The 13,510-nt window shown below is 39.2% G+C and carries 14 protein-coding genes; all 14 read right to left on the minus strand.

What is annotated here, in order from left to right:
• Nucleotides 1–225 precede the first annotated feature (225 nt).
• Nucleotides 226–975 carry a glucose 1-dehydrogenase gene (locus MKX72_RS14990; RefSeq protein WP_049165303.1) on the minus strand — a complete coding sequence of 250 codons (750 nt, stop codon included), beginning with the start codon at nt 973–975 and terminating at the stop codon, nt 226–228.
• Nucleotides 976–996: 21 nt separating this feature from the next.
• Nucleotides 997–1,968 (minus strand): DHH family phosphoesterase, encoded by a 972-nt coding sequence (locus MKX72_RS14995; RefSeq protein WP_098625824.1) that lies wholly within the window; start codon nt 1,966–1,968, stop codon nt 997–999.
• A gap of 336 nt (nt 1,969–2,304) precedes the next feature.
• The gene (hxlB, locus tag MKX72_RS15000; protein WP_033579433.1) at nt 2,305–2,853 is read right to left on the minus strand and encodes a 6-phospho-3-hexuloisomerase; all 549 of its coding nucleotides are present in this window, start codon (nt 2,851–2,853) and stop codon (nt 2,305–2,307) included.
• Entirely contained in the window at nt 2,853–3,488 is a 636-nt protein-coding gene (gene hxlA / locus MKX72_RS15005) for a 3-hexulose-6-phosphate synthase (protein WP_049165308.1), read from the minus strand. Before hxlA ends, hxlB begins: the two co-directional genes overlap by 1 nt.
• Before the next feature lie 102 nt (nt 3,489–3,590).
• Nucleotides 3,591–4,601: a LacI family DNA-binding transcriptional regulator gene (locus MKX72_RS15010; protein WP_049165310.1), complete on the minus strand. Its 1,011-nt coding sequence runs from the start codon at nt 4,599–4,601 to the stop codon at nt 3,591–3,593.
• A 101-nt stretch (nt 4,602–4,702) separates the two neighbouring features.
• Nucleotides 4,703–5,347 (minus strand): bifunctional 4-hydroxy-2-oxoglutarate aldolase/2-dehydro-3-deoxy-phosphogluconate aldolase, encoded by a 645-nt coding sequence (locus MKX72_RS15015; protein WP_014459503.1) that lies wholly within the window; start codon nt 5,345–5,347, stop codon nt 4,703–4,705.
• A gap of 26 nt (nt 5,348–5,373) precedes the next feature.
• Complete coding sequence (locus MKX72_RS15020) at nt 5,374–6,654, minus strand: MFS transporter (protein ID WP_013083743.1); 1,281 nt, start codon at nt 6,652–6,654, stop codon at nt 5,374–5,376.
• Between the two features lie 2 nt (nt 6,655–6,656).
• On the minus strand, nt 6,657–7,616 hold the full coding sequence (locus MKX72_RS15025; protein WP_099000311.1) for a sugar kinase: 960 nt from the start codon (nt 7,614–7,616) through the stop codon (nt 6,657–6,659).
• Nucleotides 7,613–8,356, minus strand: a complete 744-nt coding sequence (locus MKX72_RS15030; protein ID WP_033579437.1) for a sugar phosphate isomerase/epimerase family protein — start codon at nt 8,354–8,356, stop codon at nt 7,613–7,615. Before MKX72_RS15030 ends, MKX72_RS15025 begins: the two co-directional genes overlap by 4 nt.
• 157 nt (nt 8,357–8,513) lie before the next feature.
• Nucleotides 8,514–9,242, minus strand: coding sequence for a hypothetical protein (locus MKX72_RS15035; protein ID WP_028412829.1), 729 nt, complete (start codon nt 9,240–9,242; stop codon nt 8,514–8,516).
• Between the two features lie 132 nt (nt 9,243–9,374).
• On the minus strand, nt 9,375–10,835 hold the full coding sequence (locus MKX72_RS15040) for a phytoene desaturase family protein (protein WP_155007987.1): 1,461 nt from the start codon (nt 10,833–10,835) through the stop codon (nt 9,375–9,377).
• Nucleotides 10,832–11,938, minus strand: coding sequence for a glycosyltransferase (locus MKX72_RS15045; protein WP_155007986.1), 1,107 nt, complete (start codon nt 11,936–11,938; stop codon nt 10,832–10,834). The genes MKX72_RS15040 and MKX72_RS15045 overlap by 4 nt, the downstream gene beginning before the upstream one ends.
• Nucleotides 11,935–12,648, minus strand: a complete 714-nt coding sequence (locus MKX72_RS15050; protein ID WP_155007985.1) for a lysophospholipid acyltransferase family protein — start codon at nt 12,646–12,648, stop codon at nt 11,935–11,937. The genes MKX72_RS15045 and MKX72_RS15050 overlap by 4 nt, the downstream gene beginning before the upstream one ends.
• A complete protein-coding gene (locus tag MKX72_RS15055; protein ID WP_033579441.1) occupies nt 12,645–13,412 on the minus strand; it encodes a carotenoid biosynthesis protein in 768 nt (255 codons plus the stop codon). Before MKX72_RS15055 ends, MKX72_RS15050 begins: the two co-directional genes overlap by 4 nt.
• Nucleotides 13,413–13,510: the final 98 nt, after the last annotated feature.

Raw genomic sequence — 13,510 nt, forward strand, 5'->3', positions numbered from 1 at the left:
TTTATACCCTTCCCCCTGATAAAAGGAGATAAACAAGATATAATGAATTCTTATATCTCTAATTCGAGATATTAAACCAAAAAAATATTAATTGAAATTTAATTACTTTATGTAACTTACTTTACAATGATTATTTTGTTCTGTCAAGCGAAAATTATTATCTTTTTCTTTTCTTGATTATATGAAAAAAGACTGCTAAATACGGCAGTCTTTTTTCGTAGATGCTTAATGTTCATAAATCATCTTTCGCGTCATTCCCCCGTCTACTACGAGGTTAGCTCCTGTTACAAAATCATTTTCGACGTTTGTTAAGTACATACACGCTCTTGAGATATCCGCTGGCGTTCCTACCCGATTAGACGGATGCTGCGTATGATCGATTTCACGAAGGCCATCGTAGTCAGATGTCTCAATCCATCCTGGAGAAATAGCATTTACCGTGATGTTGTCATCACCAAGCGAAACGGCAAGTGCATGAGTTAAAGCAACGATTCCTCCTTTTGTAGCAGCATAGGCTTCTGTATCGGGTTCAGACATTGAAGCTCTTGTAGAAGCTAAGTTTACAATGGAGCCTCCGCTTTCGTTTTTCCTCATCACTTTAGCTGCTTCGCGAGAACATAGAAACACGCTGCGCAGGTTCGTATTGATAATGTCATCCCATTCATCAACGGTTAGTTCATACGGTGATTTCCAGCGGGAAACGCCTGCATTATTAATCAAAATATGTATCGTTCCATACGTACTGATCGTTTTTTCAACGAGATGTAAAATGTCGCTTTCTTTTCGGACGTCTGTTTTTACAAAAATGGCTTCTCCGCCTTGTCTTTGAATAGCTTCTGCGTGACGCTCGCCTTCGGTTTCGTCCACATCTGCCAATACCACTTTTGCTCCTTGTTTTGCGTATGCGCGTGATACATCTTTTCCTATTCCATTCGCAGCTCCCGTAACAACAACAACTAAATCTTTAAATGACATAGCATCTCCTCCTTATACGCTTTATTCACTTTTTTCTTCGTCTTTAAACAAGTGATTCGTGACGAAAAGAGCAAACGTTTCAGCCGTTAACTTGCATCCAGAAGCTTTTGGGTGACCTCCTCCTCCAAGGTGCCCAACAATTTCGGCTAAGTTGATTTCGTCTTTTACTGCACGGAAGCCAATCTTTTGGCGTCCCATGTCCACCATAACGGAAAAGTCGATATCTTCGTTTTCTAGACACAGTGCATTTCCTAGCTCAGACTGATATGTATCTGCAAATACAATGCCTACGTTGTACGCTGTTTTAGCAATTTCAACACTTTCTTTTATGATTTGTTTTTGCTTGTCGTAAATATATTTTTCAATCTTTTTTTCTTCTGCTTCTAGTAAAATTTCGTGTTTGTCCGTAAACGTAAATTCTTGATTTTCAGTATGGTACGATTCACGAAGCGTTTCTAGAATGGTCTCTTTAAATTCTTCATGCGGGATTAGATAATATAGGTGATTGAGGCGCTTTGCTTTCACATTATTTTCATGAAACCAGTCCCATGTATCAAATAAGCGCACAAGTTCTACATATTCATCAAGCAACTCCGTTTTTTGAAGCATGTTGTTGCGCACTAAGTAGTCGTAGAAAAGAGATGTAGCTGCTGTCTTTTTACCGTTTTCGTCTTCTGCAATAACATGAACCCAATCGTATTTCTCAGCTAGTGGAAGAGCAGAGATATGATGGTCAATAAGAGTGATTTTCTGGCCTTTTTTTACCAGTTCATTTAATTTTTCCGCTACTTCATCGTTTACGCTAATATCCGTTATGTATAAAGCTGTGTCTCCATCGTTTTCTTCTTCAATAAAATGCGTCACTGTGTCATTGATGCGGCCAATGCTTACCGTGCTGTAATCAAAGTTGTCGTCGCCAAACGCTAACCGACCCAACAGTGCTGGACTTACCCCGTCTAAATCGTTATGTGAAATTAATTTTATTTTTGTCATCAATCAAAACTCCTTTATTTTCAGTCGCCTTAGTATATGTACCGGCTTGTATATTATAGCAATTTCAACATAAAAATGCTGTTATTTACTTTGAAGAGAAGGAATATCTTCGCAATAAACAAAAGTGAAGTAAACGTTTAGACTTACCTGTATCAAAAGAGAGTGAGACATAACTACATCGATCCAATCAACAGCTAGAAGCAACTACACACATGAAACCTACGCTCACCAATACCAATAAAAAAATCCGAACGAATGTGATTCTCCATCAAGAATCTTGACTCATCGTTCGGATTTTCTTTTAACCAACCTACTTTTGTTTCAGCCTATTTCCACTTACTCTAAATTGCTGTGCTGCTTAAACGCCTGTTCATGATCCGTTTGGTTCAAATTCCCGTATTCTAAGCAAATCGTATCAAACACAACATGAGCACATTGATCAAACAATGAACCAAGCGGCTGAATAGAAGCGGCTTCATTTTCGCTTCGGTATTTGGTTGCAGCGGGAATGTGCAGCAGCTCATCAGTATGAGCAGTTAATGGTGATTCTGTACTAGCTGAAATGCCGATAACTGAACATCCTACTTCTTTGGCTTTTTTAGCTACGCTCACCACTTGCTGTGTTTTTCCTGAACCAGATACAGCCACCAATACGTCACCCGCTGCAATCGAAGGAGTAATGGTCTCTCCTACAACGTATACTGTTGCACCTAAATGCATCAGTCTCATCGCAAATGATTTGCCCATTAACCCGGAGCGACCTTCGCCTATAACAAAAATTCGTTTTGCTTGGTAAAGTGAAAACGCTACTTCTTCTATTTGAGGCTCTTTTATGTGATTCATTACGGTCGTAATTTCATGCAAAATCGTTTGTGTTTTTGTCATTATACGTTCCCCCTGCTCATAAATAAGTCTTGAAATTCAGCAGATGCCTTTGCCACATCTGCACTTTTTGTAATCGCTGATCCAATAATCGCAACGTCCGCTTTCATTTGAAGTAATGATGCTGCTGAGGCTGGATTAATTCCTCCTGCTACTGCTATTTGCGCATCTGAATGAAAATACTGCCGCAAATTTATTTGACTCAGCGATTTTCCTTCTTTTTCTTGCTCGTCTTTGCTGATATGATGGCAAAAAATAGCGTTTCTATAAATACTTACTTGCTTTTGCGAGCCGCTTGACGTGTTTAATAAATCAACCATCATTTTTTTATTCCATTTTTCGCTGACATTTGCACACGTCTCTATCGTGGGTAAAGGTGATACGCCCATTACTGTTGCTATATCTGCTCCTGCCTGATAGCACATGGTAAACTCATACTCTGCGTTATCAATCGTTTTGATATCTGCTACAATCGTCTTGTGCGGAAATGCCTGTTTGATTTTATAAATGCTTTCAATTCCATACTCTTTTATAAGAGATGTACCTACTTCAATCCAATCAACATAGGGTTCTGCCAGCTTGGCAAGGATAATAGCTTCTTCAATTGTGACGCGATCTAATGCTAATTGTATCTTCATCTTTCTTCTCCTCACTTTCTACTAAACCGGTTTAGTAACAGCGTAAAAAAAACGAATATTTTGATGAGCTAAAAAGAGCACGCCATAGGCGCTCTTTTTAGCTTAATGCGACAACGTTGTTTCTCGAATAATTAATTCACATTCATACTGGTACTCTTCATAAGCTATCTTTTCTTTCAAAATTTGTTTAATAAGTAAATCTGCTGCTTTTGTTCCCATGTCAAAAGCAGGCTGCGAAATCGTGGTAACGGCAGGCGTTGCTACATCTGCGTAAGGAATATTATCATAAACAATTAAAGATAAATCATTCGGGATATTAAATCCGTGTTGTTTAATAAATTTCTGCACTTCAATGAACACTAAATCGTTTCCAGCCAGCAGCGCTGTCGGCGGATTATCGGCTGCAAATAGCTTCTCCAGCGCTTTTTGCATGTCCGCTTTTTTGCAGTTAATAATCATAAATTCATTTAAAGGCATATTGGCTGATGTTAACGCTTCTTTGTACCCTTCTACACGTTCAATCCGGGGTGTAATAGTTAATGGTTCTGTAATAATCGCTATATGCTTATGTCCAAGCTCCAGCAGATGCAAAATAGCCTGTTTTGTGGCTTCTTGGTTGTTCGCCACTACGGATGGAATTTTTCCTTTTACATCATGAATTTTACGATCCATAATAACAACCGGATATTCTTCTTTGATCATCTGCTCATAAAGAGAAGTATTGGCACCCGTTGGAAATAAAATAAGGCCATCTACTTGCTTTGCTTTTAACATATTAATATATTTCTTTTCTTTATCAGGGTCATCATCTGCGTTGCAAATGATGGCATGTATATCTTGCGAATGGCAATAGTCTTCAATGGCACGAATGACTTCCGTAGAAAATCTGTGCATAATATTGGCAACAATAATCCCAATCATCGACGTTCGCTTTTGTTTTAAGCTTCGTGCTAGATAGTTGGGCTGATAGCCCAGTGTATCAATCGCTTCTTTAATTTTCTTTCGTGTTTCTTCGCCCATATATTCGTATCGCTTGTTAATGTATTGTGATACGGTGCTTTTGGAGACATTTGCTGCTTTTGCAACGTCCAGCATAGTAACTTTTTGCATCATGATCCGTCCTTTTCATTCAATCCCTAAAATTATGCTACTCCTAGTGTAAACGAAAAAAACGAAAAAGGAAAAGCCGTCTTGCTAGCAGAAGGCTTTATTTATTAAGCGTACGCAAGCCTAGCTTCTTGAATTTCATGAGTAAAACGTTTCGCTTCCCTTGTTACTTGAAGTAAGTATTCAGGAGTTGGAAGCTGCTTGCCATCTACTAATGTGCTTCCTGCTCCAATAGCAGCTGCTCCGGCTTTAATATAAGCTCCCGCATTCTCAGCCGTAACGCCGCCTGTTGGCATTAACGGAATATGAGGAAGCGGTCCTGCTATATTTTTAAAATAAGCGGGGCCTACTACGCTTGCCGGGAAGACTTTAATCATATCTGCGCCGCATTCATAGGCTGTTAAAATTTCAGTAGGTGTAAAAGCACCCGGAACGCTAATGACTCCGTATCTTTTAGCCGTTTTAATTGTTCGTTCGTTCACCGTAGGGGAAAAAATAAATGACGCTCCTGCCATAATGGCAATTCGTGCTGTTTCTTCGTCTAGAACAGTTCCTGCTCCAATAAACATCGAATCGTCAAATTCATTTTTCAATTCTTTAATAACCTCTACGGCAGCAGGGTTTTCCATTGTGATTTCTAGATTTGTTACTCCGCCTTCTTTTAACGCGTAGGCAAGCGGAATAATTCGCTCAGCGCTTGCTCCTCGAATGACCGCTACAATACCGCTACTTGTAATTTTCTCAATATGCATCTCAATTCTCCTTTTCTATCATTACATTAAGCCGTTGTTTCAACTGGCTTCACACTCTGAACTTCTCTTGGCTTTTTCGTTGCGACAATGGTTAAAACTGCCGCAAGGAATAATGATCCAGCCATAAAGATATAGGAAGCGCCAAACCCTCCTGTTGATCCATTTAAAAATCCTACAATATAAGAACCGGCAAATGAACCAAGTGCCCCCATGCTATTAATTAAAGCCATCGCTCCTCCGGCAACATTACGCGGTAAAATTTCAGGAATAATCGCAAAGAACGGTCCGTACGGAGCATACATCGTTCCTCCGGCGATAACGAGTAAAGTAAAAGAAAGCCAGAAGTTGCTTGTGCCAACTAAATAAGATCCGTAAAAGGCAAGAGCTCCTACTAATAAGAACGGCCATACAAATGCGCTTCGTTTTAAAAACTTATCTGATAGATATGAAACCGTTAACATTAATACGACTGCTAATACGTAAGGAACGGACGCTAACCACCCTGTCTTCACTATACTCATGTTAGGCGCTGCTTTAATAATAGACGGCAGCCACATAACAAATCCGTAGACGCCAATACTCCATAAAGCATATTGAATGCTTAATAAAATGACAGTACGATTTTTGAAAGCTTCTTTATAGCCTTTAACAGGTTTAATTCCTTCTTGTTCTTTTTGCAGCGCATCGTGTAAGTCTGCTTTTTCTTTTTTCGACAGCCAGCCTGCATCTTTTGGCTCATCGTTTACTAGTTTCCACCATAAAAACGCCCAAATAACAGCTGGAAAACCTTCTAAAATAAACATCCATCTCCAGCCAAATGATTCTAGCAAATATCCAGAAACAATTGACATCCAAAGGACCGTTGCCGGGTTTCCTAAAATTAAGAACGTGTTGGCTCTAGAACGTTCTGCTTTTGTAAACCAGTGGCTTAAAAAAACGAGCATAGCAGGCATAACGGCACTTTCCACTACTCCTAAAGCAAATCGAATAACAAACAAAAATCCGACGTGGCTTACCATACCTGTAGCTGTAGCAAGTGCTCCCCATAAAATCAGAGACCAAAAAATCAGCTTTTTGGCGCTTTTATTTTCAGCATAGTGAGCGCCAGGAATTTGGAAAAAGAAATAACCTAAGAAAAAGAGCGATCCTAATAAAGACGAAATACCTGGCGTAATATGAAGATCTTCTGCCAGCCCTGCTGCTGCTCCAAACCCGTAGTTTGCACGGTCTAAATATGCAAGGCTATACGTAATAAATACGATAGGAATTAACCGAAGCCATCTTTTTTTTGCTAGCTGCTGTTTCATTATCACTTCACTCCTTGTTTTTGGGATTCCATATATTTTTGCAACTGCTGTTCAGTTGGATATCCGTCGTTATCTCCAGGGCTTTGTACAGCTAATGACCCAATAGCATTTGCTCTCATGACAGATTGAGTAAGAGAATCATGTTGAAGAAGTCCGCTTAACAGCCCTACTGCAAAGCCGTCTCCTGCACCGACTGTATCCACTATTTGTTTGACTTTTATTCCTTCAACCATTCCTTGCTCTTTAGCCGTCTTAAAAAAGGCTCCTTGTTCACCTAGTTTAATAACGACAAGCTCTACGCCTGCATCTAAATAGTAAGAAGCGATGTCTTCTGGGTTTTCGTATCCGGTTAAAATTTTCCCTTCTTCAATGCCTGGCAGAACGTAGTTTGCTTGTTTAGCAGCTTCGTTGATTGTAAAAATCATTTCTTCCTTCGATGTCCAAAGAGTCGGTCGCAGGTTCGGGTCAAAGGAAACCGTTCTGCCAGCTGCTTTCATCGAGGTAAGCGCGTGTAGAGCAAATTCACGCATGCTTGCTGACACAGCAAGCGGTATTCCTGTCATATGCATGTGTTTTGCCGCTAAAAAATAGTTTCGATTAAAATCGCGTGGGTGCAAGTGACTGGCTGCCGAATTTTTTCGGAAGTAACAAACTTCCGGATCTCCCACTTCCACTTTTGATTTAATTTGAAAGCCTGTTGAATGTTCGCTATCTACTAGTACACAATCGGTGTTGACCGACTCCTCTTGTAGCCGTTTCATAATAAACGTACCGAAAGGATCATTGCCGACTTTGCTCACCCACCCTGCGTGCAGACCGAGACGAGCGAGACCAATTGCTACATTTGTTTCTGCTCCGGCTAGCTCTTTTGTATAATGCTTAATCTCATACAGCGGTCCTGGTTGTTCTGCCATGAACATCGCCATTGCTTCTCCGAAGGTAATAACGTCTAATGAATTCATTGCACTTCCTCCTGTTCTGCTGCTTGCACCAATGAAATGAAGCGGGGGATTTGTTCCGGTTCATCGATTGGAAACTCTAAAGCTTTAAAAATCGAATGAGAAAACCCTTTCAAAATATCTTTCCACATTTCATTTGAATCGTTTGATATAGAGGTTGTTACTAGCTTTCCGCTATTCTTTATTACGTGTTTAATATGAATATAGCCTACAAATGACCTTAGCTTTTTGATTGCTTCCTGGGGTCGTTCCTGTACATAAAGCCAGTTACCAATATCAAACGTCATGGAAACAGGAATTTCGTAAGCGTTATCAAAAAATGCGTGCAAAGATGCTATGTTGCCTCCATAACTGGTTTGATCGTTTTCCACAAATAGATGTAAAGCTGGAAATGCCTGCAATAGCTCCTGCAATTCCCCTATAGGTGATTGTGGTTGATAAAAACCAAGAGAAACTTTTACCCACTGAGCGCCAAGTGATACGGCTTCTTCAAGAATAGATTTTAATTCTTGTTTGTTTAACTCTCCACTTTCTTTCCACAGTTCGATTGGAGCCGAATATACTGTAAAAAGCGGATATCTTTTTAATTCTTCGGCAATAAGCTCAATCTCTTGATCTACTTTTTTCATTAACTCTCTTCGAATTTCCACTCCATGTACTTGCTGTTCATATATTTTCCCAATCATGGTGTGCTGAGAGCTTGTCGTTTCAAATGCATTTAAAGGAATAATGATATGATTCATAAATCGACCTACCTTTCTTATTATACTAGCTAACCACTTACTAAACCGGTTTAGTAAATCGATTTATCTAAATTATAAGACTATTGAAAGCGCTTTTCAAGCTTTTTTTATAAATTATAAAAAAAAGAAACAACACGGCGTTATGCCGTGTTGTTTCTTAGTGATCTTCTGTGCTTTTTACTAAATTGCGATCTTGTTGATAAATATCATAGATTAAGAAACTAAAACCATAGTACAAGACCATGATTACAACTGACTTTGTCATGATAAATAAAGCGCCTAGCCCGATACCAACTAACAGCGTCTGGACACTCAAACGGTCACGCTGAAAAGCCAGCTGTGATAGGAAATAACCAATACCAATTAAAATAGCCAACACCCATGTATTTTGAATGGCTAATACATAGTGACTATATAAATAAAAGCTAGGAAAATAGACGGTGCTTTCTACGAAGCTGGAAATACCGCTGTATGCAAGCCACCACTTTTGCTCTCTTTCTGTTTTAGGAACGGTTGCCTCAATTGACGTGGGCATCTCCTGTTCCACAAAAACCGTTTCTCCATGATCTTTCATCCATTGGATCATAATGGAAATAATAATAAAACCTGCAAAGATTAAAAGCAGCAGATATTCAATCCACGCTGGATACGGAGCCGTCCGGTGAATCGTATCTAGATATACTCCCTGCAATCCTAACATAGAAAGTGGAACCGCATGGTATACCATCACCGCAATATAAAATAGTAAAATTAGCACATAAAAAAAGAACTGTTCTTTGTAGTAGCGAATTTTTTTGCCTTCTGAAGCAATTCGCTTAACAGTCACGCTCTCCAAGTACGGACGAATAATGCTTATGATAATAATAAGACACGTAAATACAATCATATAGTTATGTAATCACCTTTTCAACTTCATTATGTAACATTTTTTTCCATCCGCGAGAACAGGTGGTTAACAGCCTCTGTCCTTTCTTATAGTACCAAAAAACTAAACTTTTTGACAATCCTGATTTATCAATTAGGAAGATGAAATAAGCGTAGCTACATTGATACCGCTAATTGTGACCATAGGAGATCCCCCGCCTGGGTGAGTCGTTCCTCCTACAAAATATAAGTTTTTAACATCTTTTGAGACGTTGCTTGGACGAAGAAAACTATCCATTTTCCGATTTGAACTCACTCCATACAAAGCGCCTTTAAATGCACCAAAGGTTTGTTCAATTTCACATGGAGTAACAATTCGTTCATGTACAAGCGAGGGCTCAATATCTAAACCAAACTGAGAAAGCTTGCGATAGACAACCTCTCTGTAAGATTTCATTTTTTCTTGATTCGCTTCTTTTACAGCAGGGGCATTCACTAAAATAAATAAATTATCACCCGGAGCTACCGTGTTATCGGTATACGAAGAATTACAAACGTAAATGGTAGGGTCGGTTGGAAGCGTTTTTTGCTGAAATAGTTCATAGAATTCCTGCTTGTAATCCTGAGAAAAGTACACTTGATGATGAATCAGCTGAGAAAAGCGCTTTTTAACTGCTGCCATAATTACATAGGCTGATATGGAAGGCTCAAACTCAGCTGCTTTTTTGTTTTTAAAATGAGGTCTATCCTGCTCTTTTACGAGTGCCGGATAGGCTTTTAGCAAGTCCCCGTTTACAATAACGATATCCGCGTCTATCTTTTCTTCTCCATTCACTTCCACTCCGACAGCCCGCTTATTTTTTACTACTATTTCAGTCACGCTGCAGTTTGTGTACAGCTTTCCTCCAGCTTTTTGGAACACATGCCCCAACCCTTTTGCAATTCTAGTATTTCCTCCTTTTACATAGTACACCCCGTCATTCATTTCTAAGTGTCCAATCAGTGAAAAGGTAGCGGGCGATGTATAAGGTGAAGATCCAATATAGGTTGCGTATCGATTAAATGCATTTCGAATGTTTTCATTTCGAAAAAAGCGCTGATGAAACGTATCTATTGTTTCAAACGGCCTTACTTGCAGCAGTGCTTTTAATAGAGAAGGGTTTGTGTAATCTTTCCATGACGAAAATGTCCGGTAGAAAAATTGACTTTTTGCAATGTCATATATTCTTTTTACTTCTTTTAAATAGGCCGGGTATTGTTTAGCAGCAAAGGGGTCGAGACGTTCAAGCTGCTCAATCATTTTTCGTTCGTCGATAGACATGGAAAATTGTGAACCGTCGGTGAAGAAATTATTTGTATGATTCGTTAGTTTAACAAGAGGCATATAGTCTTCTGCACGTTCGCCCGCTTGCTCAAATAACCACTGAAAAACTTCTGGCATTGTAATGGTATTAGGCCCGAAATCAAAAGAATATTCTCCTAGCTGCACAGGCATCATTTTTCCGCCTACGTGCTCGTTTTTTTCAACGATTGTGACATCGAACCCTTTTGTTTGAAGAAGAACTCCTGCAGCTAATCCGCCTAATCCTGCCCCGACAATTAGTACTTTTTTCATTGATAATGCCTTCCTTTCCATTCATATCCCTGCTTTTTTCGTTCACGCTTCATAGAATGGTTCATGAGCAGCATCAGCACAATTGCCGACGCCGGCATAGTAAGAAACAAAAGCCCTTTTTGCTGAGCCGACCGGTCAATTAAAAACCGCTGAAAAAGCATAATGCAAAAAGGAAGAATCCAAAGTATGTTGCCTGTAAGAATTCCTGCTATAAACAAAGGAAGCGGCAGCACATAGTAACAGGTAAAAAAAACGCTCAGTATCCAAACTGCTTTAGCGGATCGGCCTAGACCAACAAAGATATTTTTAGCAAACCCATTCCATACTTCTTCAGTTGTTTCATACATATAACAGCTAACGTGAGACGTAATATTGGCTAAAATAACGCGCTGTTTCTTTTTCTTAAAAAGCTGAGCTAGATGCACATCTTCTACTAGTGAAGTTTTAACAGCTTCATGTCCTCCTGCGATCTCATAAGCTTCTTTTTTTATAAACATAAAAGCACCGTGAGCTGCTGAAGCTTTGCTCACCTTGTTACGGTTCGCTACCACAACCGGTAAATAGCTAAAAACAACCACATGCTGAAGCGGAACAACCAATGCTTCTAACCACGTTTTTACGGGAAAACGAGGAAATCCTGTTAAAAGAGCTGCTTTTGTCGCTTGTGCGGTGGCTAAAGTATGTTCTAGCGTGCGTTCTTTGAGCTGTACATCGGCATCTACAAACAATAAATAGTCTCCATTTGCAGCTTGCGACAGCTGGTGACAGGCATGAACTTTTCCTACCCACCCTTCTTTCAGCTCTTTTCCTTCTATGATGGTAAACCTTGAATCTCCGTGAATTTCTTTCAAAAGCTGTGTTCGTGTTTCATCTGTGGACTGATCGTCTAGTATGACACATTCTAGATTGCTGTACGTTAATCCTTTAACAGAAGAAATGATTCGCTTTACATTTCGTTCTTCGTTTCGCATTGGAATCAAAATAGAAATGAGAGGCTGAGGTGTTTTTGAATTCAACTTGTATCTATTTAATTTAGGCATTGCTTGAATATTTACAATGGTCAGAAGCAGCATCAAAATAAATAAAAGCATATAGTAAATCATTCTTTCACCTTCGCTTTCCACCACGTTAACCACTCGCTAAGCGTCTTTCGTCCTTTTAATAAAGTCGTAAATTCCTCATCGTTTTCTTGAATGATTTTTTGTTTTTGATGATCGAGCTGAGCAGTGACTGCAGCGGCTAGCGTTTTGGTTATATCTTCTCTTGCATTGGCTAAGTCGTAAAAAACAGCTTGCCCTACCCAGATAAAAAGCTCGGGTCGCTGATCATGGCGAAACGTATAATAATATGTAATGGGAATAACTTCAACGTCAGATTGCTTTTTTAGAAGAAAAGCAGGTCCTTCAGAAAAAGCTAACGGTCTTTTTTCAAGATGCTCTTCTTTTCCTTGAGGAAAAACAAGCACCGCTTTTTTATCTTCTAACAGCTTACTGGCAAACCTTAACGATTCCACCGTATGCTTCGGAGACGCTGCATTTACTGAAAAAGCCCCAATTCGTTGAAAAAAAGGAAAATCCTTCATTCCTTGTTCAGACATCATAGCGTATAGATCTGTTTTTAATACCGCGTTATTTAAATAAAATGTCACTAAACCGTCCCACCAGCTGGAATGATTAGCAATTAATAACATTTTTTTATCTTTTGGGAGCTCTTCTATATGTAAATGAATACGATAAAACTGTTTTTTGAGCTGATATGTGACAAACAGTTGAAAAAAGCGCTCAAATATTGAGTTTTTCTTCGGATAAATCATAAGCGAGTCTCCTTTTTATACACAATATAAAGAATAAGAAAAGGAATCATCGTCAGCCATACCACAAGCCACAGGCCATTTACTAATGCTACAATTACAAACATCATGACGACTGCACTATACAAAAACACCATTCTTCTTTCCCATACCGGCTCTTCTTCTTTAGGAACCTTAGCTAAAAAGAAATATACGACCAGCTGAATGAAGAAAGACAGTAAAAACCAGCCGGAGAAATTGGATAAAGGAATATTATAATAAAAGCTGTCCCCTTCCCACACCCAATATTGTTTAACAACATAGGCAACGGGATCAATAGCCAAATCCATAATAACAGCAAATAGCGAACTAATGACCGCATAGGCAATTCCATGGACAATAAACGGCAGCTCCATGCGCTTCATAATTCCGAGAGCTAATATTCTGCTTGTGATTACGACCATAAACCAAGCCGATCCAATGGTTAGAGGAACTCCTAAGATTTTAGCGCCAAAATCTTTTTCATAATCGTAGGATCCAAACAAAAACCCATGTTTAACACCTAGACTTTCGACATAAATAGATGCGCCTGTCACAAATACGGCAACGACCAGTGCCCGCCTTACTCCATAGGCTTTAGCTAGATAAATAAGAGCAAGAAGACTGCTCAAGTGTAGAAAAACAGCATTTGCCCATTCTAACCATGAAGGCAGCAAATCAAATGAAAGCAAAACGACTCCGCATACGTACCAAATAAGAAAAAAACGATAAATACCATTTGTGATCATCGATTCACCTTCTCTCCAGCTTCTTTTTATCAAATTGCTATTATATAAGCTTGTACACATTCTCTCCATTTTCAATGTGCTCTTTTCTATGAGTAGAA

The organism is Priestia sp. FSL R5-0597 (assembly GCF_038006305.1).
GTDB lineage: Bacteria > Bacillota > Bacilli > Bacillales > Bacillaceae_H > Priestia > Priestia zanthoxyli.

Coding starts and splice junctions, on each gene's coding strand:
- MKX72_RS14990 (WP_049165303.1), bottom strand. CDS start 975: ATGTCATTTAAAGATTTAGTTGTTGTTGTTACGGGAGCTGCGAATGGA.
- MKX72_RS14995 (WP_098625824.1), bottom strand. CDS start 1,968: ATGACAAAAATAAAATTAATTTCACATAACGATTTAGACGGGGTAAGT.
- hxlB (WP_033579433.1), bottom strand. CDS start 2,853: ATGACAAAAACACAAACGATTTTGCATGAAATTACGACCGTAATGAAT.
- hxlA (WP_049165308.1), bottom strand. CDS start 3,488: ATGAAGATACAATTAGCATTAGATCGCGTCACAATTGAAGAAGCTATT.
- MKX72_RS15010 (WP_049165310.1), bottom strand. CDS start 4,601: ATGATGCAAAAAGTTACTATGCTGGACGTTGCAAAAGCAGCAAATGTC.
- MKX72_RS15015 (WP_014459503.1), bottom strand. CDS start 5,347: ATGCATATTGAGAAAATTACAAGTAGCGGTATTGTAGCGGTCATTCGA.
- MKX72_RS15020 (WP_013083743.1), bottom strand. CDS start 6,654: ATGAAACAGCAGCTAGCAAAAAAAAGATGGCTTCGGTTAATTCCTATC.
- MKX72_RS15025 (WP_099000311.1), bottom strand. CDS start 7,616: ATGAATTCATTAGACGTTATTACCTTCGGAGAAGCAATGGCGATGTTC.
- MKX72_RS15030 (WP_033579437.1), bottom strand. CDS start 8,356: ATGAATCATATCATTATTCCTTTAAATGCATTTGAAACGACAAGCTCT.
- MKX72_RS15035 (WP_028412829.1), bottom strand. CDS start 9,242: ATGATTGTATTTACGTGTCTTATTATTATCATAAGCATTATTCGTCCG.
- MKX72_RS15040 (WP_155007987.1), bottom strand. CDS start 10,835: ATGAAAAAAGTACTAATTGTCGGGGCAGGATTAGGCGGATTAGCTGCA.
- MKX72_RS15045 (WP_155007986.1), bottom strand. CDS start 11,938: ATGATTTACTATATGCTTTTATTTATTTTGATGCTGCTTCTGACCATT.
- MKX72_RS15050 (WP_155007985.1), bottom strand. CDS start 12,648: ATGATTTATCCGAAGAAAAACTCAATATTTGAGCGCTTTTTTCAACTG.
- MKX72_RS15055 (WP_033579441.1), bottom strand. CDS start 13,412: ATGATCACAAATGGTATTTATCGTTTTTTTCTTATTTGGTACGTATGC.